The following is a 24,309-nucleotide window of genomic DNA, read 5'->3' on the forward strand; positions in this document are numbered from 1 at the left end:
AATGATGAACCAAGGCACCTGCCGTCCACACCGGCGCGGCGTCACGGGGTCATATCCGGCGAACGGCGGAGGGTCGAGAACCGCTGGAGCGAGCGGGCGGGATCGATAGATTTTCGCGCGATACCGGATGACGACTTTGCCATCGCTATTGATTTGCGCTTCGAAGGCCCAACCGTTCTGCAATCCGTACCAGATCGGGCAAGGTTCGCACCGCCATCTTCCGCATGAGATGCCCGCGATGGATCTTGACCGTAATTTCGCTAAGGCCCATCTCGCCCGCGATCTGCTTGTTCATCAGGGCCTTGGTCACGAAGAACATGACTTCCTTTTCACGAGAGGTCAATGTTTGGTATAGGGCTGATATCGTCGCCGCTTCCTGTTCGGATTCCCACCTTATGCGGTCGTTCCGAGCGCGCCGAAGACCGCATCAAGCATGTCCTGGTCCCGGAACGGTTTGGTCAGAAAATCGATCGCTCCGGCTTTCATCGCGCGCACTGACATCAGGACATCCCCGTGTCCTGTCATGAAGACGACCGGCATTTGAATGTTCGACTTTGCAAGATGAGCCTGGAAATCGAGGCCGCTTACGCCGGGCAGACGGATATCGAGAACGAGGCAGCTTGGCGTTTCCGGCAGTTTGCCCTGCAGGAATTGGCTGGCGGAGGCGAACAGTTCGACATGCAGCCCCACGGACCTGAACAGGCCACTCAGGGCATCTCGCACAGCGTTATCATCATCGATGACATAGACTGTCGGCGCAAAAGCGGTCGACGCGGTTTGGCCTGGATTGGAACCTGTTGTCACGATAGCGATCCGCCTCTCACAATTCCTGCTCCGCACGGCCCAGGAATGGCACAGCGCCATACTAGCATATCAATTTGGCAACGAACCCCGCCACTAGGCGAGACGTGGTCGCGACTGTCGGCAATGCCGAGGGGGCTGGGATGGGTTCCGCGCGCTACACCATCAATATCACCAATCCACCCATCGGCGCATGTGCGCTGATGTTTCTGCAGTCGCGCCCTCTTGTGCAGCGGGGCCAGGCAGGCGATCACCGAAACCTGCCTGGAATTCAACCGCACAGGTTGGTGGCAATCTTCCCGGAACGAACGCAAAATTCCGATTTGGAACGCACGCGACTTCGCTCCGAAAGCAATGGCGGTGGCAACGCTCGGCTCACTACGAAGAGGTCATTCCGGCTTGATTTCGCGTGGCCAGTTCAGCGCATCGTCGATGCACCGGATCATGGCGGCGGCGTCAAAAGGCTTGTAGAAGAAGCCTGCCGCCCCTGCAGCGAGGGCATTTTGCCGGGTCCGTTCGTCAGGATAGGCCGTGATAAGAATCACCGGAACGGTGTGGCCACGTGCCAGGAGCAACGTCTGCAGTTCCAACCCGTTCATTTCCGGCATCTGCACATCGGTAATGACACAGCAGGCGTCGGCGAGCCGTGGCGAACGCAAGAGTTCCTCGCCAGAGGCAAACAGGTTCGCGGCAAAGCCGCAGGAACGTATCAGATTCGCGGTGGACGTGCGGACCGCCTCGTCGTCGTCAACTATGGCAACCATCGGAATTTTCGGCACATCGGTGTCCCCCGGAGACTGTGTCGCCCGGCGTCGCCCGGCGCGCTGTCATCTCGGCACCAGCATACAAACGTAGAGCCAAGACCGAAATCATACAGAGGTTTGACTGAGCTGAGGTTCGCAGGCAGCGATGCCGCGACCTGGCGACCGGACGGAGAACCGTACGGCTACACAGCGGCGTCAGGGTTCAACGGCACGGTGGGATGATTGTCGCACGGCGCCGGCGGCCACAAGGTTGCCGTCATCGCTAGACGCGCCCAAGGCGCCGCCGCCAATAGTAGATACCATCGTATACGCAGCATAGCTGATGATATGATTCATTCAGACGGCCATTCAATGGAGCAGATTTCCCACCCGTGTACCTTGGCCAGCAAGCAGAAGAAAAGTCTGAGGCTAGAGGAGCACGGGCCCAATGCAGTTCCACTCATCGTCTGCATCCGAATATTACGATCGGCAACCGGCAGAGGATCGGCCCGTCCTTCCTCGACGCGACGGCATGGTCCGACCGATGCATGTCGCCGGCCCGCCTCGAACGCCTGAAGTCGGCTCGTCATTGTTCGACCCATTCGACGCACGCAACGGCACCTACCCGGTGGCGCCAGACTGCCGCATGATTTCGATCCCCCTCACTCATATGAATGTGGTTCTCTCGGTGTCCGCTGCAGCGATGCCGCAACCCCGTCGCGGCGGTCTAACGATGCATGCAAATGCGGCCGCAGACCCTGATCCTAAGGCGGCGCCCAGTGGGGCCATGGCGCAATTTGCCCAAGCGGGCCGAAGCGCGATCGACGGTCTGAATGTCCACGCGCCTCGGGACCTAGGCCTTGCCGAACTGGTCCCGGAACGACACTCCTCTGATCCGATCGTCCAGCGTCTTTCCAGGGCGCTCGAGGCGGCCGAAGACAGCCATGATGGATTTGGCAACCTCTATGCCGATGCAGTCCGCCTTGCCATCGTAACCCGCTTGCTCACGCTGCGCTCAGATCCGCAGCCAGACCCGGATGAGCCGGCGGCACGCTCTACGGCCGCCCTGTCCAAATGGCGATGGAAGCGCGTCGTCGAATACGTCGATTCACATCTCGATGAGACGATTACGCTCGCCGACATGGCAGCAGTGGCGGGGCTCAGCCGAATGTATTTCGCCGCACAGTTCCGGGCGGCCACCGGCATTCGCCCGCATGAATTCCTGCTGCGGCGACGGATTGACCGTGCCAAGCAGATGCTCATCGAGACCGAGATGACCCTGGTCGATGTGGCGCTGAGCGTCGGCTTTCAGAACCAGGCCCATTTCACCACGGTCTTCGGACGTTTCGTTGGCGAGACACCCTATCGCTGGCGTTGCGGCAATCGCAGGGATGTCGGAGATCGCCCTTTCGACAGCGATCCCGTCGGTTGGCGCTACCCGCCTCCTGGGTCGGATGCGCGGCCCCTTCAGCTGTCAGCTCCGGGAGAGTTGCCGCCCCGGAGCGCTGCCGGTGCAACATAGTCGACATCGCTGGCAGCAGCATTGCGATGGAAAGATGTTGCTTGCCGGAGGGCTTCTTGCCCACAGCGGATTCTTCAGCTCTTCGTAGAGGCGTCTCCAATGGCCAATGACATTCGTCCCTACAATGCCCCCGCCGGCGGCTGGGGAGCGCTCAAGTCCCTAGGCGAACACCTTGTCGAGCAGGGAATCCCGATCAAGGGGGCGGCCACTCTGGGGCGCATGAACCAGCCGGAGGGATTTGATTGCCCCGGCTGCGCCTGGCCGGACCCCAAGCACACTTCATCCTTCGAGTTTTGCGAGAACGGGGGCAAGGCGGTTGCCTGGGAAGCCACGGCGAAACGCTGCACGCCGGAGTTCTTCGCCGCCCATACCGTTGCCGAGCTTTCAAGCTGGAGCGATTTCGATCTCGAGATGGTCGGACGCCTGACCCATCCGATGGCCTACGACGCCGCATCCGACCATTACGTGCGGGTCGGTTGGGACGAGGCCTTTGCAACCATTGCCCGCCACCTCAATGGATTGCCGGATCCCAACATGGCCGAGTTCTACACATCCGGCCGCACCTCGAACGAGGCAGCGTTCCTCTACCAGCTCTTCGTGCGAGAGTTCGGCACCAACAATTTCCCCGATTGCTCGAACATGTGCCACGAGGCTACAAGCGTCGGCCTGCCGCACTCGCTCGGCGTCGGCAAGGGTACCTGCCTGCTTTCCGATTTTGACAAGACGGACTGCATCTTCATCTTCGGACAAAATCCGGGTACGAACAGCCCTCGCATGATGACGAGCCTGCGCAACGCCTCGCGGCGCGGCGCAACCATCATGTCCTTCAATCCGTTCCGCGAGCGCGCCCTGGAGCGCTTCCAGTCGCCCCAGAGCCCGGTCGAAATGGCAACCCTTACGTCGACACCGATCAGCGCCAAGCTTTACCAGGTGCGTGTCGGCGGCGACGTCGCGGTCGTCAAGGGGCTCATGAAAGTTCTCATGGAAGCAGACGATGCGGCGCGGGCGGGTGACCTGCCGGCGATCCTCGATTGGGATTTCATCAAGGGCCATACGACGGGTATCGAGGCTCTCGCCGCCGACCTGCGGGCGACGCGATGGGACGACATCGTCTCTCAGTCAGGGCTCGCTCGCGAGGACATCGAATACGCCGCTCGCGCCTATATGCAGGCCGAACGAGCGATCATTGTCTATGGCATGGGCATCACGCAGCACCGGCGGGGAGCACAAAACGTGCAGCAGCTGGCCAATCTCGCGCTGCTGCGCGGTCATATCGGCCGCGAGGGCGCCGGACTTTGCCCTGTACGCGGCCATTCCAACGTCCAGGGCGATCGCACGGTCGGCATCACCGAAACGCCGACAAAGGAATTTCTCGATCGGCTTGAGCACCGCTTCGGCTTCAAGCCGCCGTCCGAACATGGCCACAATGTCGTGACCGCGCTGGAGGCCATCAAAGACGGCAAAGTGAAAGTGTTCTTCGCCATCGGCGGCAACTTCGTGTCAGCCATCCCGGACTGGGAGGTGACCCGCGCTGCCTTGCGCAAGCTCGACCTGACGGTCCAAGTGTCAACCAAGCTCAATCGCAGCCATCTGGTACACGGGCGCGACGCGCTGATCCTGCCTTGCCTCGGGCGCACCGAAATCGACGTCCAGGCAACGGGGCCGCAGTCGATCACGGTCGAGGATTCGATGTCGATGGTGCACGCGTCGGCGGGCCGCAATGTTCCGGCGTCGGAGCACCTGATGAGCGAACCTGCAATCGTCGCCGGCATTGCACGGGCGACGCTGGGTGCAGGTTCCGTCGTCGACTGGGAAAGCTTCATCGCCGACTACGACCTTATCCGCGACGCGATCGAAGACGTGTTCCCGATCTTCCAGGGTTACAATGCCCGCATTCGCATCCCGGGCGGCTTCCATCTGACATCGAACGCGCGCGAACGCATCTGGGCGACAGTTTCCGGCAAGGCGAATTTCCTCGTCTTCGACGGCCTCGGCGAGGATCCGCCCCTGGACAGTCTCGACGCTCTATGGCTGACGACGGTGCGCAGCCATGATCAGTACAACACCACGATATATTCGATGTCCGACCGCTATCGCGGTGTCTTCGGTCAGCGCGACGTGATCTTCCTCAACGAACAGGAGATGGAAAGGCGTGGCCTCCAGGCCGACGACCGCGTCGACTTGATCACTCTGTCCACCGACGGCGTTGAACGCCGCCTGTCCAATTTTCGGATCGTCCCGTATGCCTTCCCGAATGGCAGCTGTGCGGCCTACTATCCCGAGGCAAACCCCCTCGTGCCGCTCTATGCGCACGATCCGATGAGTTTCACGCCCTCCTTCAAAGCAATTCCGATTCGCATTTCGCGCTCGCGTACCGAGGCGGTTGATCATGGGTGAGGTCGAACTCGCGCGCCTTCATGACCAATGCCGATCCTATCCATGGCGGCTAGACCGCGGCGATCTTCGGGCGGCGTCGCGCTGGGTCGCAGGCAAGTGGTCGGACGGGTTCGGTCGCGGCACCGAAGGCGCGAGCGGCAGTGTCGAACTGGAGCAGTTTGGGGTTCTGGAACCCTATCTTGCCGAAGCAATCGTGCTTGAGCGGGGAGCAGACTTCATGTTTGCGAGATGGGGCGCGGCGCTGGACGCGCTTTGTGGCGGGGACCGTGGTGGTCACAGGCTGTCTGCGCTCCCCCAACCCAGCCGCGGGCAGCTGCGCCGGCTGTGTGTGCGGGCCGCTGCGGAGCAGTTGCCGCAAGCAAGACAAGCGACCTGGGCACTCGATGGACGGATCTGGCAGTGTGCGATGCTGGCGCTGCCGACGGCCGGCGACGAGCTTTCCGCCACGCGACTTCTCGTGGCCCTGTTCTTTGCCCCTCACTCAATGTTTGCCGCCCAGCCTCTTCCACGTGGCGAAGCGTTGCGTTGGAGGCGAAGCTCCCACGCACTCCGCGCACGCGCCATTCTGCCGAACTCCTGAGGCGCCCGTCCACTCCTCCCGCGGGCGCCTGAACTGGCGGTGGGTCGCATCAGCGATCCGCCGCCCCTTTTTGGTGACCTTCGGTCGTTGCGGACGCGGCGCGCGCGCTCATCACATCGCCATCGGACCTGCCCGTTCGTGCGCGACGAGAAAGGCAGGGGCGTTTCTGAAAGACGCCGAACCGCGAAATCGGGATTGTCGCAACGAGCTGCCTCCGCAAACGCCTAGGCCACGGAGCCGGCCGCAGGATTTGCTACCGCATCGCTGGCCTTCATCTCGGTCATCGGCGCATTCGATTGTTTGAAAAAGGGAAGGAAGAGACCCCGTGCGCGAGATCGTCAATGCCATCGCAATTGCCCTCACTCTTGGCCTGTCGGGAGTCGCCGTGGCGGCTGACAATCCCACGCCCAAGCCCGCGCATACCGTCGCGCGCAACGTCGTGCTCGTGCACGGAGCGTGGGCGGACGGATCGAGCTGGGCCGAGGTGATCCCGCTCCTCCAGGCAGCCGGCCTCAGAGTAACCGCGGTGCAGAATCCGCTGACGTCGCTGGCAGACTCGGTCGCGGAGACGCGACGGGCGCTGGCGCTGCAGGATGGGCCAACCGTGCTGGTAGCGCATTCCTGGGCCGGCACCGTCATCAGCGAAACGGGGACTGATCCCAAGGTCACATCGCTGGTCTATGTGGCTGCACGAGCACCGGATGCCGGTGAGGACTTCGTCGCTCTTTCCGCAAAATTTCCCGCAGGACCCGTTCGAGCCGGCATCCAGGTGAATGATGGCTTCTCCAGATTGTCCGAAGACTCATTCCTGAAATACTTCGCGAACGGTGTCGCGCCCAGGCAAGCCAAGATCCTGTATGCGGTTCAGGAACCCACCGCTGCGACCATCTTCGGCGGACGAACCACCGAGGCTGCATGGCATTCCAAGCCATCGTTCTATGCGGTGTCGAAGCAGGACAAGACGATCAACCCTGATCTCGAACGGTTTCTCGCCAAGCGCATGCATGCGACGACGGTGGAGATCGATGCGGGCCACCTGTCGCTGGTTTCCCATCCCAAGGAGGTCGCCGACCTCATTCTGGCTGCCGCGGGCCGATGACATTGGATTTGTCCCAGCGAAGCTATGCGGACGGGCCTGACGGCCTGGGCGGGCCGTCCCGGCGACGGCCCGCCTGCCGCGCGCAGCATCCACATGCTGGTCGCAATGGTCTCGCCCACTGCACCGATGTTGCCCAAACCAGCCCGCCATCGGGCGGATTGCGCCCGGCGCTGAGCCTGGCGACGTCACCGGGCAACGCTCGGCGCCGACGCCTTTTGGGCGCAAGCACCGGACATTCGAAGCAATGGGCGCAAAGTCATTTCGGAAACAGTCACTAGAATCCGGCAGCACTGCGACAAAATCCGACAAGTACGGCGACATCGTTCGGGCCGTTCCGACCAAGCCACGGAGGTCATCGGCTGAGACATGGGCATCGTTCGGTTCGCGCTGCGACTTCCACACACGTTCTACGTATTGGCTGCCTTGATTCTCTTTCTCGGAGCCGTCGCAAGTCGCGAGATGCGGTTGGACGTCTTTCCGGAAATCAACATTCCGGTCGTGACGGTAATCTGGAGCTATAGCGGCCTCAGCACACCGGAGATGGAACAGCGCGTCACCACGTACAGCCAGTATGCGATCAGCTCCAACGTCAATGGCATCAAAAACATCGAGGCGCAGACCTTAGGGGGACTGTCGGTCCAGAAGATCTATTTTCAACAGGATGTGAATCTCGATCTCGCGATCGCGCAGATCGTTTCGGCGACAAACGCCATTCGCGCCCTCCTGCCACCGGGGATCCAGGCACCGCTCGTGGTGCAGTTCAACGCCTCCAGCGTGCCGGTCCTGCAGATCAGCCTGAGCTCGGACACACTCAACGAACAGCAGCTCTACGACTACGGCATCTATCGGATCCGCCAGCAACTGGCCCCGATCCCGGGTGTCACACTGCCGACTCCGGCGGGCGGAAAATATCGCCAGATCATGGTCGACCTCGACCCGTCGAAGCTCTTGGCCAAGGGCCTGACGCCGCTCGACGTCGTCAGCGCTGTCAACGCCCAGAACCTGACTTTGCCGTCGGGCACCGCCAAGATCGGCAACACACAGTATGTCGTGCGCACCAACGCCACGCCGGCAACCATCGACGAGCTCAACAATATTCCGGTCAAGGTCGTGAATGGCGCCACGGTGTTCGTCAAGGATGTCGGCCAAGTCCATGACGGATGGCTCGTTCAACAGAACATCGTTCGCGAGAACGGCCGGCATTCGGTTCTGCTCAGCATCATCAAGAACGGCAATGCCTCGACGCTGGAGGTGGTCAATGCCGTTCGGGATGCCTTGAAGACGGCACGCGCCGCGGCGCCTCCCGGCATGGAAATCAGAGAGCTCTTCGACCAGTCGGTGTTCGTCAAGCAATCAATCGCGGGCGTGCTGCGAGAGGGCGTGATCGCGGCCGCACTCACCGCCCTGATGATCCTGCTGTTTCTGGGGTCATGGCGATCGACGCTGGTCGTCATGATCTCGATCCCGCTGGCGATCCTGTCGTCGGTCGTGGCGCTGTATTTCCTGGGCGAGACGCTCAACACGATGACGCTGGGGGGCCTGGCGCTGGCGATTGGCATCCTCGTCGACGATTCGACGGTGACGCTCGAGAACACCCATCGCCTGCTCACCGAGGAAAGACAGACGCTGCCGCAGGCGACGCTGCATGGAGCCGCCGGTATCGCCGTGCCGACCCTGGTGTCGACGCTGGCCATAAGCTGCGTGTTCACATCGGTGGTCTTTCTGGAAGGTCCGGCAAAATATCTGTTCACACCGCTCGGTCTTGCCGTCGTGTTCGCGATGCTCGCATCCTATGGCCTTTCGAGGACGCTCACTCCGATCACCATCGGATTGCTGCTCAAAAGCGAGCGCCACGGCGCCTCGACGGGCTGGTTCGGCAGGTTTCACGCCAGGTTCGAACGTGGTTTCGAGGCCATGCGCCTGCACTATGCCGAGCTGCTGGCCGTACTCCTCAGGCGCCGGTTCATCGTTCCCGTCATTGCAGCCCTGGTGCTCGCATTGGGCGCCGTGCTGACGATGCTCGTCGGTCGCGATTTCTTTCCTGCGATCGACGGCGGCCAGATCCAACTCCATGTTCGGGCCCCCGCGGGAACCCGGATCGAGGAGACGGAGAAGATCTTCCAGGCTGTCGAGGACAAGATCCGCGAGATCGTTCCCGATCGCGACCTCCAGCTTGTCGTCGACAATATCGGCCTGCCGGCGCGTTCCTACAATTTGGCGTTCACGGATGGATCGACCATCGGCGTGAATGACGGTGTGATCCAGGTCGCATTGAAAGACGGCCACGCGCCGACTGCCGACTATGTGCGCAAGCTGCGCACGGCGCTGCCAAGCGCCTTTCCAGACGTTCTGTTCTACTTCCAGTCGGCCGACATCGTCACGCAGATCCTCAATTTCGGATTGCCGGCGCAGATCGATGTCCGTACGGTCGGCTATGACCGCGTTACCAATCTGCGGGTTGCATCGGAGTTGCGGCGCCGCATTGCCGCCATTCCCGGCGTGGTCGACGCACACCTGCAGCAGGAAGTCGACGCGCCGGCGTTCTATGCCGATATCGATCGCACGCGGGCGGCGCAACTCGGCCTCAATGCCAGCACGATCGCCAACAACATCAATGTGAGCCTGAGTTCCTCCGAGCAGGTGTCGCCGAACTTCTGGACCGACCCGACCACGGGCATTCCCTACTACCTCGCCGTTCAGACACCGGAAAACAAGATCGCGTCATTGAACGATCTCGGCAACACGCCCGTGTCCTCAACCATCAACACCGCCGGCGCACAGGTTCCCGGGCAACTCAGCAACGTCGCGACATTCAAGCGCGACAGTCTCCCGACCAACGCCAACCAGGCGAACGTCCAGCCAGTCTACGAAGTCTATGCAAGCGTCCAGGGTCGTGATCTGGGAAGTGTCTCCAGCCAGATCAGCACGATCGTCGCCGACCTGCAGAAGCAGCTTTCGCCCGGAAACACCATCCAGGTCATAGGGCAGATCCAGAGCATGAACGATGCTTTCTGGGATCTCGGCATCGGCATCCTGTTCGCCGCCGTGTTCGTCTACTTGCTGATGGTGGTGAACTATCAGAACTTCGGCGACCCCTTCGTCGTCATCCTTGCCTTGCCGGCGACCTTTTGCGGCATCGTGACGATGTTGTTCATCACGGGCACGACGCTCAACGTGCCTTCACTGATGGGTGCGATCATGGCGGTCGGGGTCGCTTCGGCCAATTCCATCCTGCTCGTGACCTTTGCCCGGGACCAACAGTTGGCAGGCAAGTCCGCGTTCGACGCGGCGATCGAGGCCGGTCACACCCGGATCAGGCCCGTGCTTATGACTGCGGCCGCGATGATCGTCGGCATGGTTCCCATGGCGATCGGCGGAGCGGGCGAAGAGCAGAATGCCGCACTGGCGCGCGCGGTCATCGGAGGACTTTTGTTTGCAACGCCAACGACGCTCCTCGTCGTGCCGTACCTGTTCGCGATGCTGCGCAGCGGACAGGACGGCAAGACGGCTCACGGCGTCTTCGAAGAGGAAATCGCATGAAACCGAGGCACCATTTGGATCAGGCCGACGACACGGTGATGGATGGTGCAATGGAGCGGCCGCCGCGCCGAGGCGGAGGCCGGCTGCTTGCATTGGGCGCGCTCGCTCTGCTCATGACGGGACTGGCCTATGGCGCCCAGGGATACTATTCGCGCAACCGCGAACTCGCGGCTTCGGCCAAACAGGCGCGTGACTTCATTCCGCAGGTGCGTGTTGCGGCGGTAAAGCCGAGCGACGACATCATGCAAGTCAGTCTGCCCGCCACCACGACTGCCTTTGACGTCGCCGACATCTTTGCACGAGCCAGTGGCTATATCGAGACGCGCGAGGCCGATATCGGGGACAAGGTCAAGAAGGGACAGTTGCTAGCCAAGATTGCCGTGCCGGAACTTGACGACCAGATTTTGCAGGCCCAGGCAACCTTGGGACAGCTCAAGGCGGCGCTGCAACAAGCACAAGCCAATCTCGATCTCGCCAAGGTGACGTGGCAACGAGACAAACCCCTGGTGGACCAGGGCTGGATCACCAAGCAGCAGGGTACGATCGACGTCGAAAGCCTCAAGGCACAGGAGGCGGCTGTCGGCGTTGCGCAGGCCAATGTGAATGCGCAGCAGGACCAGTTGCGCGTGCTCGACCAGCAACAGGCCTACCAGCAGGTGGTCGCCCCATTCGATGGCGTCATCACCCAACGCAACGTCGATATCGGTAGCCTGGTGCAGGCCGACACGACCAACAGCACTTTCCTGTTCGCCATCATGCAGGGGGATGTGATCCGTGCCCAGGTCTACGTCCCCCAGGACCAGGCCTTTGGACTGACCCCGGGGGTCAAGGCTGTGCTCCACGTCCCCGAAATCCCCGGCCGTACCTTCCCCGGCACGGTGACGCGGATTGCGGATGCGCTGGCACCGGGCACACGGACCTTGCTGACCGAAATCGACATTCCGAACCCTGACGGTGTTCTCACGCCCGGCACCTATTGCACCGTCGAACTCCAGATCCCGCGCAAGACGCCCAGCTTTTCCGTGTCGGCAGATGCGATCATCTTCAACGCAGATGGTTTGCAGGTTGCGGTGGTCGAGAACGGCATTGCGCATATCCGGAAAATATCGGTAGCGCGCGATCTCGGAACGGAGGTCGAGGTCCGTGACGGCGTCAAACAGGGCGACCTTGTGATCCTAAATCCGCCGGTCGAACTTGCCGAGGGCAGCAAGGTGCAGATCAGCCCTGCAGCCGTCGGGCCAGCTTAGTTCAGTTCCGGACGCCCGGGGCGCAATGAAGCCCATTTCCCCCTTGGCGCCATACATGGCTCGCGAATTGGCGGTCCATACTATGTCATGCATCAATGATACTTTGATATACTACATATTACTTCCGCTAATTGCTAGTTAAGTAATGCAGGACGAGAACGGAAGCGGCGAGATCAACTTCGCAACCCGAAAGTTCCCGAGTGCCTGCGGCTCGGAATGCGCGGTGAACAAATGGCCGCCATCCTCATCGAAAGGATATCTAATCATGCGTTCTATCCCTCTGAAGGCGGTGCTTGCCGCGATGATCGTCACCGTTCCGCTCACCGGGGCCTTTGCCGCCTCGTCGCACGGGGGAGACCGCGATGGCGGTCGCGACCGTGGCGACCACAGCAGCAATTACAGCGACTTCTCCCAGAATGGGTGGTTTGACGGCATCAATTCGTTCAAGGCCCATCCTGCTGCTGGCAAGGACCTCATCCAGCAGCTCAGGGGTGAATGAGAAGATTCCACCGTTTCGCCGCAGCCCCGCCGTCTCTCAGGAGCGGCGGGGTCTGCGGCGTGAAGCCTATGAACAAGGCGCGCCGCCTGTCGAAAACCCGGCTACCTGGCATATTGATCAAGGCAGGCATGTTGCTCGAGGCAGGCATGTTTTCGACTTCTCATGCCGCCGAAAGAGATCATCAAAATGGAGCGCCGCGAAAAAGCTCTTCGACCTGGCGGTTCGTTCGCATCGTCCGCCGGCATCGACTCGGCCCGACGCAGTTTGGCTCAACTCTCTTTGGGATGATGAATTGGAAAATGCTGCCATGCGGAAGATCGGGTGTGGCCCAGAGCCGACCGCCGTGAGCTTGTTGTTGGACTCCATTCGAGGCTGAAAGGCGCGGTCGGCGGCAAGGGATTTTGCTCCGGCACGTCTGCATTGGACCGATCGTGTCGCTGGCAGGTCGGCTTTCTGACGATGTCTTCGGCGGGAGTACCGGCATCGAGCTTGCCGCGATCGACAAGGGTCATGGCAGCGGTCGCGAAAATCGATGTCGATATCGAGAAAATACGGAAAAGCGCGTCCTCCGCGGCCCTGCCCACCGGAGACGCTTCACTGGCTGAGCCGGAGCAGCGAACGCCGTTTCGGTCACCCACCAAGCCGACAACGAAGGGCAAATCTCCTTCGGCCACGCTCCAGTCGAGAATGTCCTGCAACATCGACATCGATGATACCGCTCCCAGACCCCCCTCTATTGCGATCGGGCAGAATGTCTTTCTGCGCGCTGCCGCGGAGAGAAGCGCAAGGATAAAGGAAGCGTATCCGAGCCTCCATTCTGGCTTGGTACAGTTTCGAATTCGTTCGGCGGGTTGGACCACTACTTAGGTCTATCCAAAATAGCCCTGAGGCTAGTTGTGGGAGCAGGTGCCGAGCGCAGCAACTCGGCCATCCTGACCAAATCGGCCAGGGATTGCGCGCCCATCCTTCTCATGACTTGAGCACGATAAATCTTAACCGTGGATTCTACCACGCCAATCCTTCCGGCAACCTGCTTGTTCATCAATCCTGCCGTCACCAGATCCATCACCTCGCGTTCGCGCTCGCTCAGCGTCTGAAATCGGGTGAACGTCTCGATCGCCCGCCGATTGCTATCGAGGCGCATGCCGTCCAGCTCGATGGCCCTTGTGACGGCATCCAGCATTTCCTGTTCGCGAAACGGCTTCGTCAGAAAGTCGACTGCACCAGCCTTCATGGCTCTCACCGCCATCGGAACGTCGGCGTGGCCGGTCATGAATATGATTGGAATACGGACGCCGGCTGCGACAAGGCGAGCCTGAAAGTCGAGACCGCTGATGCCGGGCATACGAATGTCCAGCACGAAGCAGCTCGCAAGGTCGGGCAGTTCCATGTTCAACAGCTCGGTCGGAGACGAGAAGGCCTGGCTCTGCAAACCGACGGATTCCAACAAGTCGACCAGCCCTTCGCGCATCGCAACATCGTCTTCGACGATGAAGACGAATGCATTTTGGGTAGTCCCAGCATAGATGGGGGCAGCCACCGGACGGGCGTATGACTGCGTCGGCTCCGGCAGCAGGCGTTCATATTCTCTGGTCATCAGATCATTTGTCATCATTACTCCCGTTGCGATGAGGCCAAAACGGCCAGGGCGACCGCCGCAAGCAAAGCTGAAGCATCGAAGGGCTTTCGAAAGAACCCATGATGACTTTCAGTAGCCGCGCGCCTTTGGTCTGCGGCATCATGGCGCGCCGTAATGAAAATGACGGGCAAATCGGGGCGCACAATTCGCGCACGCCGGCGAAGCTCGAAGCCGTCGACAACTGGCATGCCGATATCGGCAATCAGGCAATCTATCTTACGCAACTCGTCGCGTTCGAGGAGAGACTGAGGGGATGAGAACAGACAAACCGAGTGCCCCGCCGACTCCAGGAGATCCTCGATCGACTCGAGGACCCGAACGTCGTCATCGACAACCGCGATCGTTGATTTCCGTACAGTTTTCATTTCGAAGATGTTCCCGCGCGCCGAGAATGGGTTACTGGTACTTGCAGCCTTTGGGCGATCCTCACGAGATCGGCCAGCGATGCTGCCTGCATCTTGTGCATGATCTTGCTGCGGTGGATTTGCAGTGTCACCTCACTGATCCCAAGTTCGGCAGCCGCCTGCTTGTTGAGCAGACCGCTGACGACCAGCGGCAGAACCTGGCGTTCGCGAGAGGTCAGGGAGGAAAGGCGGCGCTGTAGCGCCACAAGCTCGGCCCGCTCCAGGCGGACGCCGCAATCCCGATCGATCGCCGTGTGGATGGACTTCATCAACTCGGTTTCGCTGAACGGTTTGGTGAGGAAGTCCACGGCGCCGCGCTGGATGGCGCGTACAGAAGATGGAATGTCGCCGTGTCCGGTGATGAAGACGATAGGCGGATGTTGCTCGTGGCCGGTCTGTTTCTGGAATTCCAGCCCGTTGATGTCCGGTAGTTCGACATCGAGGATCAGGCAACCGGGCAGGTCCGGCCGGGGAAAAGCTAGATATTCGGCAATCGAGTTGAAGGCGACGGAAGCCAGGCCCCTTGCCGCCAGAAGGTCGCACAGCGCCGCGCATATGCGCTTGTCGTCATCAACGATGAAAATGACACAGTCGTCCTGGGTCATGCCGCATCGCCCGATTGGATCGGCAGCGTAAACGAGAACACCGTTCCCCTTGGCTCGATGCTCTCTGCCCAAAGCCGGCCGTCGTGTGATTCCAGTATCGAGCGACAGATTGCCAGGCCCATGCCCATCCCCTCCGCCTTCGTGGTGAAGAACGGTTCGAAAATTCGTTCTGGTTCGGCAATTCCGTCGCCGTTGTCGCGGACGTCGACCAGGATCGCGTTCTCCCCATAGCGACGTGATCCAAACTTCAGTGATTTCGACACGTCGGTTGTCGACTTCATTACGTCGATCCCGTTGCGGACCAGATTGACCAGCACCTGCTGCATCTGAACGCGGTCGGCGAGCACCAGCGGCAGCGCCGGATCGAGATCCGTCCCAACGTAGATGTCCTGCGAGACTATTTCGTCGAACAAAAGCTGACGCACCTCGCCGATCACCTCGTTGAGATTGATTGAAGTTCTGGACGAGGCGGTCTGTGTGAAGAGTGCTCGTATTCGGCTGACGACCTCGGCCGCGGCCATGGAATCGCGAACGATTCGCTCCGCGGTAATGCGTGCCCGCTGCAGGTTTGGAGGATCCGCCGACAGCCAGCGTTGGCAGGCATGACTGTCGGTGATGACAGCCGCCAAGGGCTGATTGACCTCATGCGCGATCGAGGCCGACAGCTCGGCGAGGCTCGCAAGCTGCGAAGCGCGCGAAAGCTTGTCCTGGGTCGCACGAACGGCGTCATGTGCTCTCATCTCGTCATCGATGTCGATGATGACGCCGTACCATTTCACGATGCGGCCATCGTCGTCCCGAAGTGGCAGGGCGCGATTGTCAACCCAGCGATAGACGCTGTCGCCGCGGCGGTTGCGGTACCGCATGGCGAAAGGCTCCCCGGTCTTCAATGAGTGCATCAGGTTTCTCTTTACAGCCTCCAAGTCATCGGGATGCATAAGGCGTCCAAGTGCCCCGTCCAGCTTGGAACCCTCCTTGGGCTGACTGGGGTCGATCTTGCGGCCGTAGTAGGTTTCCAATTGCTTGTTGATGTAGGCTGGTTCGCCCTCGGGAGTGACGGACCAGACGAGTGTCGGTATGGTGTCGATAAGTTGCTGGAGTTCATACTGTCTGGCTCGCAATGCCTCCTCGGTCCGCTTGCGATCGTCGATGTCGGTGTTGCTCCCGAACCACTGGACCACAGTGCCGGAGGCATCGCGCACTGGCTCGCCTTGGAAAAGGAACCAGCGGTACTGGCCATCGAAGCGGCGTAGCCGGGCCTCGATCTCGCCCGGCGCACCAGTTGCCAGGAGAGATCGCCAGTATTCGACAAGCCGGTCTCGATCGTCCGAATGTATGGCGGCAGTCCAACCCCAGCCGGCTGCCTGCTCCTGAGACAGCGCCGTGTATTCGTGCCATCTCCGGCTCAGGAATTCGGTGGAACCGTCTGGGCGGGCGGACCAGACCAGTGTCGGAAGAGCGTCGATCAGCCGCTGGAGCTGGAACTCTCTGGCCTCCAAAGCCTGTTCCACTTTCTTCAAGTCATCGATATCGAGCAGGACACCATACCACCCGATGAACTTGCCGTTCCGATCGAACCGGGGCCGAGCCGCGACACGGAACCAGCGATAAGTCCCATCGTGGCGACGAAGCCGGCATGCGCCATGGAATTCCTGGCCATTCTCCAGGCATTGCGACATGAGGCCTGCAGTTCGGTCGAAGTCCTCCGGATGAATAAACTGCCGGCAAGGGAGATTGCTGGTGTCGACGGTGCCGAGATAGGCCCGAAGGCTCGTGCTCACCTCGGTTAACCGGCCTTCCGTGTCGACGATCCATGCCGGTCCGGGAATGATCTCCAAGAACTCATGCGCGTCATACCCAGTGCGATCCAACGCACCCTGCCCTTGCGGCCCTTGAATGAGAAAGCCGGTCAAGATCGCAGTCGCGGCGAGGAGGGTCAAACTCACGTAAATATTGGGTCCGGCGGTCTCAGCCAATTCGCTGGACAGCCAGAATACCGACAAGCCGGCGCCGGAAATGGCTATTGTCGAGCCATACTTCCGCAGCGGCGGCTTTGCTTTCATTTTTGGACACCTCCGGACGCGGCTACTGCTGCCGCGTAAATCGGCATCAGGACCTCGCCCTGCCAGAAGACGACACGATCGGTCCCCCGAGATATCGGACTTCTACCACACTATATCAGAACAGGATGCCGCCCGGGCATAATGGAAAGATGTGATAGACGGCCGGTCGCCCGCCGCTGCCGTAACACGGCAACTGGGCGAGCAGCACCAGCGAGCCCAGGGGTGATAACCGCAAGGAAGGGCCAGCCGCCGCAAAGCAGACAAAGCCGTCCACAAACCAGCGGGTATGCTGCTGTCGAACGCGATGGAAGGCGGCCTAAGAATGGCACGTAGATGAATGTCGGGCTGGCGGCAACCTGTCGGAGTCGGTCACGATGTGAACGTCTACATCGGACGTCTTCCAAGATCGAAGCCACCAATTTTCTGCGGTAGCGGTTGCCGGCGGAATACGAAGAGGAGACTACAAATGGGCAGCAATCGAGCGCTGGTGCAGATTTCATCCATTGGCGCCGGCGTTTTCTTGTCGATCTGTCTCGCCGGCACCGTAGCGACCGCTGCAGCCAAAGACCAGGACACCGTGGCAAGCGTGGTTGCCGACCAGGTGCGAAGCCAAGGCTTCCCTTGCAGAAATCCAAGTTCTGCCAAGCGCATTGCGGCCGAGTCCGTACCAAATCAGACCGCCTACCTGCTCCGATGCGAAGGGACAACCTACCGGGTGCTCTTGATTCCAGATCAGGCAGCTGAAGTGGCCAGAGTTGAGTGAAGCCTTATGCGCGCCTCCCGCGAGGAGACATGTCGACAATCGACGTGGTCGATCTCGAAAGACACTGCGTCGCACCGCTAGTAGCCCTCGCAGTCTTGCCAACAAAAGCACAAACCGGAAGCAACCAGTACCAGCCTAGTAAATCGGCTTGATCGGAAGCTAATCAGCGAGGCTAGCGCATCCGATCGGCCGTACGCCGGATAGACGGTTCCGCACGAGGAACACGCCACGGCGCCAGTACCAAAGCCTCGCACGGGTCGCGACCATGTCAACTTTCAACATCCTCCGCAGGCACCGCGCCGTGCTGCTTTTCTCCGCCATCCTCGTAGCGCCGCTCGTCGCTGGGGTTGCTCTGAACGCGAGCTTGGCCGATACGAAAATGGACTCCTCCCCGGAGGCCTCCGCCAATCGCGCTCCGGCCACCTCCTATGCTCCGATCGTTGCGGCCGACAAACCGGCAGTGGTGACGATCACGTCGATCATGAAAACTTCATCGGCGCCCGATGGCCAAGCCCAGCCCTCAGACAGCGGTCTGTCGTCCGATGAACGGCTGCCTCGATTCTTCAGCAATCGAGGGATTCCGGCGCCCAAGGCACCACCGCAGGGAGCGACGCAACTGGCAGAGGCCCTCGGCTCCGGCTTCATCATCAGTTCAGACGGCACCATCGTCACCAACAACCATGTCATCGACGGAGCTTCGGATATCATGGTGACGCTGGACGATGGAACCGAGCTGCCGGCAACCCTTGTCGGCCGCGACGCAAAATCAGACCTTGCGGTCCTGAAAATCAGGGCTGGGAAGCCTCTTCCCACTGTTGCCTGGGGCGATTCCGACAGACTCAGGGCAGGCGACCCGATTCTGGCGATTGGCAATCCGTTCGGCATCGGAACGACAGTCACTGCGGGAATCGTTTCCGCCCGCGGGCGCGACCTCAACAGTGGTCCCTACGACGATTTCCTTCAGATCGACGCGCCGATCAACCACGGCAATTCGGGTGGACCTCTCGTCGACACCAACGGCACTGTCGTCGGTATCAACACCGCGATCTACTCGCCCAATGGCGGCAGCGTCGGCGTCGGATTTGCGATCCCTTCCAATGAGGCCGAAAAGATCGTCGCCAAGCTGGTGAAGAACGGTTCGATCGAACATGGGCTGCTCGGCATCGAGATGCAGCCGGTCACAACGGACCTCGCCAACGCCCTCGGCCTGCCGACGCCTGAAGGTGCTTTGGTCGCGGATGTCGGCGACGGATCGCCCGCCGCTCATGCCGGCATCGAGACCGGCGATGTCATCACCGGATTTGCCGGTCAAACCATCAACGAGCCCAAGACCCTGTCTCGAGCCGTGGCGGATCTCGTGCCGGGAAAAAGGGAGGTGCTGTCCGTTTGGCGCAATGGGAAGACAGTTACGTTGTCGGTGGTCATCGGCGGCAATGACGCCAGCGTCAAGCCGGTCGCCGCAATCAACACTTCACAGCCGCTGCATTCCAGTTTTCCAACACTCGGTCTGGCGCTTGGTGACCTCGATCGAACCGTTCGCCAGGCCTTGAATGTGCCTTCACAGGTTTATGGTGCCGTGGTCGAGGGTGTCGATCCGGACCAGCCGGCAGCCACCTCCGGCATCGAATTGGGCGACATCATCATCTCGGTCAATGGCGTGCCGGTGAAGACGGCGAAGGACACCAGCCAAGCTATTAGTGTCGCAGCAAAATCCAGCAAGAAGTCGGCGCTGCTGCTGGTCAAGCGCGGCGACCAGCAGACGTTCATCGCTGTGCCATGCGGTAATGGTTGAAATGTGCGGATGCCAAAACCGCCGGAATGGTACGTCATATTGACGCGAAACGATTTCAGTCTCCTGAGGGGGCGAAATGCGGTCACCGAGTTGCCCCCTCGGCGAGAGCGATCAAGCGGAAGTGGCGGATCGGGCGGAGAAAACTCGCCCGTCAATTGCGCCAGAACCCAGATCTCCGATCAAGGCCGGGGAAGGTGAGTGCCAGGACGAAGTCTCGATCGAAGAGCGCCGACTTCAGGGTCGAATTTCAAGAACTGCGCAATTCCCAGCCAGGCCGGGTCCCAGCCAGCCGGGTCGTCCAGGGCCTATCCGAGGCTCCGCTGGTAAGCACTCGGCGTCAGGCCGGTCGCCTTGCGAAAAGCGGCCGTGAATGAGCTGGTTTCGCTGTATCCGACAGTCAATCCGATGTCCGTCACCGAATGAGCGCGCGTCGCAAGGAGACCCTTGGCATGCTCGATTCGACGGTTGATATGATACCGATGCGGAGGCATCCCAAATGAAAGCTTGAAGGCGCGGCAAAAATAACATGGGCTCAACCGGGAAAGCTCCGCGAGAGTGGCAAGCGGTACCGGTTCGCCCAAATGCGCCTCGATATGGGCCTTTACTATCCGCTCCTGCCAAGCCGCAAGTCCGCCTCGAAGCTGAGGTTCGGCTCTCGGCGTCCTCTCGTGGAAACGGACCAACTCATGAGCCAGGACGATGCCCAGTGCTTCCAGGTAACGCCAATTCTCCAGGTTTGGACTTTCGAGCGACCTCATCAGTTTAAGGGCGGTGCCCAAAAGCGTTGCGTCCTCAAAGAAGAGCTTCGCCACGAACGTCACATCGGTCATGCCAGCGTTGAACGGAACTTGCAGCTTGGCAGGATCAAGATAGACAAACATGAGACGCGCAGCCGTCCGCGGCGCATGCCATTCAAGATATTCGCGACCGGCGGGCACCAAGGTAAGCCGGCGACCAAAGTCCCGCAGTTTCGACCGGGGCAAACCTTCGACGAAGGTGTCACCGTCTCGGCGCGTGCCCTGCTCGTAGACCACCAGCAAGTGCATGGGGGCGCGAAACCGGAATTCGAATTTGTCATGACCGGCGGCTTGGACCACCTCGGCAACTATCCCATCCGAAATCACCGTGCGACTACTCACCGCGTCGCCTGAAGATATCTCGACACGGCAATCGGCCCCATCGGCGCTCCGTCGCCCGAAATGCGCATGCGCCACGGAGTCGGTACGCTGTGCCTTTCCGCCGTTGAACGGAGCGCGCCAATCCGCCGACAAGAATGGGCCCGTTTGCTCCGGTCGCCGAGCATTGGCCGCGAAGGCGGCGATCGCGAGTGCATCAATGTCGCGGGAGGCAGGATTCATCAACATGGCTTGGCGCACATCCTTCGGGTTATCCCATTTGATGTCAGCGTAATGCGCCGGTGATGATTGACTCCATTCTACATCCGTAGGTGGCCTTAGAGTATTGGTCTGAACTGCTCATACTTTGGTTTGTGATTGGGCGTCGCGATCGATTGTAAAGGTGCATGTACCGAGCGGACCAATGGGCCGGTTCTTCAATTGCGGCCGATCCCGGGTGATTGGTCGATTTGGTGCGACTGTATGTCAGGTCTCGATGATCTTGAACGGGTCCCGGCATGGCCTGGGCTTTTTGACGTTCCGCGCGAAATCCGCAAGCTGGATGCAAAGCCGGCAAGAACGACGAAGCACCGGCGGCAAAAAGCACTAATTTGTGGGTGGGCGTTGCGATCGGTGGTTTCGGTCCATCTTCGTCGCCATCATGGCAGCGCTCCAACTCGTGCCAGATTGGTCCCCCGGGCCCCTCCCTCGCCCGCCGATCGATTGTGAATGCCTCCTCCCCCCGGGAGCGTTTCTCACCGCTCGAGTTCTTGGGCCGATGACATGTCGTCATCGGCCCTTTTTCCCTCCTGCCTTCCGAGCAGGAACCGATTCACGGTCGATCGCCGGAGCGTTGCCGGCGTCGAGACCTTCGGCGATGCGACTTGCTTGCGGCGCGATGCATCGCGCGGTTTCGGAGACAAGATCCGACGTCGCAACTGGCGCTCGTCTGTCGCAGGTGGGGCCAACTCGAGCCGACGGCGCGGTCAAGTCAGCCTCAACCGCAATCACCGCGTCGTAGGGCGCGACACCTCTCATCAAAACCGGTTCATGCCTGAAAAAAGATCGGTCGGGGGATACTTGTCCCCGTCGTTATCGAGCTGCGATGCCGGCTTCTTGGCCGATCTGGTTGTCGGTACTTCACCGTGCCTCGGCAACGAAGTGTGGTTGCTGTTCGTTTTTCGTTCGACACGATCGAACTTTGCCTGCATACGTCCTGGAGGCGAAGCTGCGGCAGCGGCCCAAGCGGTTGACAGAAGGAATGCCGCGATTGCAGCCCCTATTGAAAGAGAACTCATGTGATTCACCTGTTGTGTCGTTCTGTTGCACAGCGCGGCAAAATTCGAATTGGCGATAGAAATATCGCTCATGCCCGCGATCTTTATATAGGTTTCGAAATACGCTATGAACCGCCATACGAAACACATTAAGCATGGCTGCAATTGTTTAGTTACTTAATCTTCAAGTATCATTCCACACATAAGAAATGATCTGGTGCATAAGGCCAGAAGTTTATTCCTGCCGCCAGCTTTCGCCGATTGGCCCGCGGTCCTCGCGTGGCGGCTTCGTCCCTGGCCGCGGAGACCTGGACATACTCATGCACAGCGCGGCGCGCGATCAGTCAAAGATCGGCTTTCCGAGTCCGTTCGAAAAAATGTTGCCGAGATAGAAGTGGAGTTGTGCACGCACGCCGATGTCGCGGCCCGAACTCGCATTGATCGGAATGATCGCCTCCACCCCGAGTTGGGCGCGCTCGCCCACCCAGATAACGCCAGGATTGATCGTGCCCGTGGTCTCTCCAACCGACGGCCCGTTCAGCGGCGTCAGCATCGCGAATTCGACCAGCGGTACCAAACCCTGGGCGAAGCGATGAGCATTACCCTTGTCAGCGGAATTCGAATTGGTGAGCAGGCTGTATTCCAGGGCAAAGCCCCATTGCAAGATGTCTGGATTGTCGACGCTGGTGGCGCCGGTCACGGTGGTGGATTGGGTCGGCAGTGCGACTCCTAGGGTCGCGGTGACATTGACCGGACGCAGCCACGCCAGCGAATCCGACAGATCGCCGAAGCCCTTGCCGGCGTAAAGGGTCGGTGTCAGCGTCGAAAACGACTTGGCACCGACGTCGGACGATCCGGTGCCGCCCAGCGCCAGCGTACCGCCTGCCGAGAACACGAACTCGTGCTCAGCACTGGAATAGAGTTCATATTGGGTGCCGAGCACCAAATCGTCGAAGCCCGAGCGCGTGCTCCCCCGATCAACCATGCGGTAGTTTGCGGTGAACGACACCGACCAATCCGGGGTGATGAGCTTGCTGTAGGAGAATGGAAAGTCGATCTCGCGCGAGCCGGTGTCGGGCAACTGCATCAATTGGGGGAAATTGACGAAGTCAGCCGGGGTGGGAACCACGGTCGCAAGAGTCGAGGGGAAGAAGCGGTCCCCAACGTAGGACGCCGACGCTTCCGAACTTGCAACGAGAGACACCAAGAAGCTGGGCACCACAAGATACCGCGCCCGGTTAGCCATTCCACTCTCCTGTTTGAAGCGCCCGACGTCGAGCGCATCGTCGGCTATGGGTTTCGCTTGCATCCACTGGCTGTAGGAACGGGGGACGATCATCCCCTTGGCCCTTCACGCATAGAGCGATGCGCTCGGGGCGCGGATGAGACTGGGTCGGTTCAGTCCGGGCATCGTCTTTCTCTGCGAACCAAAGCAAGACAATCACCAAGTCTGAATAGATGGCGAAGAAAATCAGAAACGACCTGGCGACCACGTCCGCGGTTGAGCCCGCGAGCACGGCGAAAAGGCAGAGCGGTCCTGTCATGGCGAGGAATTCGAACCAGTACGTCTTACCGATACGGTTGCGCCACGACGACACATCGATGATCGCCGGGTCGAGTGGGTCGATGCCGGCAGAGACTGCGGAGTCAGGCACCGAAGCATGCCGACGGCGGCCCGGAGGGAAGAAGCATCCGAGTTGGACAGTGCCCATTGCTCTCAGCCTCCAGGCCGTCGCCTCGCGAGCTGCGGATCTGACTGGTCGAACCGCGATCGCCTTCCAGGATGGCGTGAGATTCATGTGCTGGAGCGTCGTCGAGCCGCTAATGGCGATACCCTGCTCCGTGTGGGCTGTTCCGGTCGCCAGCAGCGCGCCCTTGCCTCCAGCGGCGGACCTATAAGGCCGCATCGACTTCCTGGGTGCCATGCGTTCAGATCCTCGGGATTGAGTCCCGAATGTTGCGTCCAAGCAAAAGAAATGTCTTTCGCAAACGCCGCCCCAATTCGAGTTTCGCCCGTTGCGCCGATTGGCTTCTTCAATTGGTTTCCAGGCGGAGCCGGGGACCAACGTGCCAATCGCGGATCGCGCGGCGACCCCAACTGTGTTCGCCGTTCTCATCAAAATCTGCGTCCGTCCGACGCCTCCCGACAGATAATCCCAAGTAACTTCTTTGCCATTTGGGTTATGCAGCCATACCAATGGATTATTCATGCCACGGAAAAAT

The 24,309-nt window shown here is 60.5% G+C and carries 18 protein-coding genes and 1 pseudogene; 9 read left to right on the forward strand and 10 right to left on the reverse strand.

The annotated features are described in order from the left end of the window. Positions 1–145: 145 nt before the first annotated feature. Together AC07FD_RS08380 and AC07FD_RS08385 are read right to left on the reverse strand one after the other, a co-directional pair. A pseudogene (locus tag AC07FD_RS08380) lies at positions 146–804 on the reverse strand (response regulator transcription factor). 386 nt (positions 805–1,190) lie between these two features. After that, positions 1,191–1,580, reverse strand: coding sequence for a response regulator transcription factor (locus tag AC07FD_RS08385; RefSeq protein ID WP_478349459.1), 390 nt, complete (start codon positions 1,578–1,580; stop codon positions 1,191–1,193). A gap of 751 nt (positions 1,581–2,331) precedes the next feature. Here AC07FD_RS08385 and AC07FD_RS08390 point away from each other — a divergent pair. The 7 genes from AC07FD_RS08390 to AC07FD_RS08420 all read left to right on the forward strand — a co-directional run bounded on the left by AC07FD_RS08390 (position 2,332) and on the right by AC07FD_RS08420 (position 12,428). Further along, positions 2,332–3,066, forward strand: coding sequence for a helix-turn-helix transcriptional regulator (locus tag AC07FD_RS08390; protein ID WP_478349460.1), 735 nt, complete (start codon positions 2,332–2,334; stop codon positions 3,064–3,066). 99 nt (positions 3,067–3,165) lie between these two features. After that, positions 3,166–5,463 carry an FdhF/YdeP family oxidoreductase gene (locus AC07FD_RS08395; protein ID WP_478349461.1) on the forward strand — a complete coding sequence of 766 codons (2,298 nt, stop codon included), beginning with the start codon at positions 3,166–3,168 and terminating at the stop codon, positions 5,461–5,463. Then, entirely contained in the window at positions 5,456–6,043 is a 588-nt protein-coding gene (locus AC07FD_RS08400) for a hypothetical protein (protein ID WP_478349462.1), read from the forward strand. The genes AC07FD_RS08395 and AC07FD_RS08400 overlap by 8 nt, the downstream gene beginning before the upstream one ends. Before the next feature lie 370 nt (positions 6,044–6,413). Next, a complete protein-coding gene (locus AC07FD_RS08405) occupies positions 6,414–7,142 on the forward strand; it encodes an alpha/beta fold hydrolase (protein ID WP_478349531.1) in 729 nt (242 codons plus the stop codon). A gap of 366 nt (positions 7,143–7,508) precedes the next feature. Further along, a complete protein-coding gene (locus AC07FD_RS08410) occupies positions 7,509–10,682 on the forward strand; it encodes an efflux RND transporter permease subunit (protein ID WP_478349463.1) in 3,174 nt (1,057 codons plus the stop codon). Next, positions 10,679–11,929: an efflux RND transporter periplasmic adaptor subunit gene (locus AC07FD_RS08415; protein WP_478349464.1), complete on the forward strand. Its 1,251-nt coding sequence runs from the start codon at positions 10,679–10,681 to the stop codon at positions 11,927–11,929. Before AC07FD_RS08410 ends, AC07FD_RS08415 begins: the two co-directional genes overlap by 4 nt. Positions 11,930–12,194: 265 nt before the next feature. Continuing rightward, positions 12,195–12,428 carry a hypothetical protein gene (locus AC07FD_RS08420; protein WP_478349465.1) on the forward strand — a complete coding sequence of 78 codons (234 nt, stop codon included), beginning with the start codon at positions 12,195–12,197 and terminating at the stop codon, positions 12,426–12,428. Between the two features lie 269 nt (positions 12,429–12,697). Here AC07FD_RS08420 and AC07FD_RS08425 read toward each other — a convergent pair whose 3' ends face one another. The 5 genes from AC07FD_RS08425 to AC07FD_RS08445 form a co-directional block, all read right to left on the reverse strand. Beyond that, positions 12,698–13,135: a serine hydrolase gene (locus AC07FD_RS08425; protein ID WP_478349466.1), complete on the reverse strand. Its 438-nt coding sequence runs from the start codon at positions 13,133–13,135 to the stop codon at positions 12,698–12,700. 152 nt (positions 13,136–13,287) lie between these two features. Continuing rightward, positions 13,288–14,040 (reverse strand): response regulator transcription factor, encoded by a 753-nt coding sequence (locus AC07FD_RS08430; protein WP_478349467.1) that lies wholly within the window; start codon positions 14,038–14,040, stop codon positions 13,288–13,290. A gap of 2 nt (positions 14,041–14,042) precedes the next feature. Next, on the reverse strand, positions 14,043–14,432 hold the full coding sequence (locus tag AC07FD_RS08435) for a response regulator (RefSeq protein ID WP_478349468.1): 390 nt from the start codon (positions 14,430–14,432) through the stop codon (positions 14,043–14,045). Beyond that, positions 14,429–15,076 carry a response regulator transcription factor gene (locus AC07FD_RS08440; protein WP_478349469.1) on the reverse strand — a complete coding sequence of 216 codons (648 nt, stop codon included), beginning with the start codon at positions 15,074–15,076 and terminating at the stop codon, positions 14,429–14,431. The genes AC07FD_RS08435 and AC07FD_RS08440 overlap by 4 nt, the downstream gene beginning before the upstream one ends. Next, the gene (locus tag AC07FD_RS08445) at positions 15,073–17,139 is read right to left on the reverse strand and encodes a PAS domain-containing sensor histidine kinase (protein WP_478349470.1); all 2,067 of its coding nucleotides are present in this window, start codon (positions 17,137–17,139) and stop codon (positions 15,073–15,075) included. The genes AC07FD_RS08440 and AC07FD_RS08445 overlap by 4 nt, the downstream gene beginning before the upstream one ends. A gap of 466 nt (positions 17,140–17,605) precedes the next feature. On the opposite strand from AC07FD_RS08445, the gene AC07FD_RS08450 reads away from it, so the two are divergent. Next, complete coding sequence (locus tag AC07FD_RS08450; protein WP_478349471.1) at positions 17,606–17,902, forward strand: hypothetical protein; 297 nt, start codon at positions 17,606–17,608, stop codon at positions 17,900–17,902. Positions 17,903–18,167: 265 nt separating this feature from the next. Continuing rightward, the gene (locus tag AC07FD_RS08455) at positions 18,168–19,694 is read left to right on the forward strand and encodes a DegQ family serine endoprotease (protein ID WP_478349472.1); all 1,527 of its coding nucleotides are present in this window, start codon (positions 18,168–18,170) and stop codon (positions 19,692–19,694) included. 305 nt (positions 19,695–19,999) lie between these two features. Here the strand turns inward: AC07FD_RS08455 and AC07FD_RS08460 are convergent, their stop codons facing one another. The 3 genes from AC07FD_RS08460 to AC07FD_RS08470 all read right to left on the reverse strand — a co-directional run bounded on the left by AC07FD_RS08460 (position 20,000) and on the right by AC07FD_RS08470 (position 23,425). Next, positions 20,000–21,058, reverse strand: a complete 1,059-nt coding sequence (locus AC07FD_RS08460) for a helix-turn-helix domain-containing protein (RefSeq protein WP_478349473.1) — start codon at positions 21,056–21,058, stop codon at positions 20,000–20,002. Positions 21,059–21,846: 788 nt separating this feature from the next. Continuing rightward, a complete protein-coding gene (locus AC07FD_RS08465; RefSeq protein WP_478349474.1) occupies positions 21,847–22,179 on the reverse strand; it encodes a hypothetical protein in 333 nt (110 codons plus the stop codon). Between the two features lie 247 nt (positions 22,180–22,426). Further along, positions 22,427–23,425, reverse strand: coding sequence for a hypothetical protein (locus AC07FD_RS08470; protein WP_478349475.1), 999 nt, complete (start codon positions 23,423–23,425; stop codon positions 22,427–22,429). Positions 23,426–24,309 lie beyond the last annotated feature (884 nt).

It is taken from the genome of Mesorhizobium waitakense (assembly GCF_056431085.1).

Coding starts and splice junctions, on each gene's coding strand:
- AC07FD_RS08390 (WP_478349460.1), top strand. CDS start 2,332: ATGGCGCAATTTGCCCAAGCGGGCCGAAGCGCGATCGACGGTCTGAAT.
- AC07FD_RS08395 (WP_478349461.1), top strand. CDS start 3,166: ATGGCCAATGACATTCGTCCCTACAATGCCCCCGCCGGCGGCTGGGGA.
- AC07FD_RS08400 (WP_478349462.1), top strand. CDS start 5,456: ATGGGTGAGGTCGAACTCGCGCGCCTTCATGACCAATGCCGATCCTAT.
- AC07FD_RS08410 (WP_478349463.1), top strand. CDS start 7,509: ATGGGCATCGTTCGGTTCGCGCTGCGACTTCCACACACGTTCTACGTA.
- AC07FD_RS08415 (WP_478349464.1), top strand. CDS start 10,679: ATGAAACCGAGGCACCATTTGGATCAGGCCGACGACACGGTGATGGAT.
- AC07FD_RS08420 (WP_478349465.1), top strand. CDS start 12,195: ATGCGTTCTATCCCTCTGAAGGCGGTGCTTGCCGCGATGATCGTCACC.
- AC07FD_RS08425 (WP_478349466.1), bottom strand. CDS start 13,135: ATGTCGATGTTGCAGGACATTCTCGACTGGAGCGTGGCCGAAGGAGAT.
- AC07FD_RS08430 (WP_478349467.1), bottom strand. CDS start 14,040: ATGACAAATGATCTGATGACCAGAGAATATGAACGCCTGCTGCCGGAG.
- AC07FD_RS08435 (WP_478349468.1), bottom strand. CDS start 14,432: ATGAAAACTGTACGGAAATCAACGATCGCGGTTGTCGATGACGACGTT.
- AC07FD_RS08440 (WP_478349469.1), bottom strand. CDS start 15,076: ATGACCCAGGACGACTGTGTCATTTTCATCGTTGATGACGACAAGCGC.
- AC07FD_RS08445 (WP_478349470.1), bottom strand. CDS start 17,139: ATGAAAGCAAAGCCGCCGCTGCGGAAGTATGGCTCGACAATAGCCATT.
- AC07FD_RS08450 (WP_478349471.1), top strand. CDS start 17,606: ATGGGCAGCAATCGAGCGCTGGTGCAGATTTCATCCATTGGCGCCGGC.
- AC07FD_RS08455 (WP_478349472.1), top strand. CDS start 18,168: ATGTCAACTTTCAACATCCTCCGCAGGCACCGCGCCGTGCTGCTTTTC.
- AC07FD_RS08460 (WP_478349473.1), bottom strand. CDS start 21,058: ATGTTGATGAATCCTGCCTCCCGCGACATTGATGCACTCGCGATCGCC.
- AC07FD_RS08465 (WP_478349474.1), bottom strand. CDS start 22,179: ATGAGCGATATTTCTATCGCCAATTCGAATTTTGCCGCGCTGTGCAAC.
- AC07FD_RS08470 (WP_478349475.1), bottom strand. CDS start 23,425: ATGATCGTCCCCCGTTCCTACAGCCAGTGGATGCAAGCGAAACCCATA.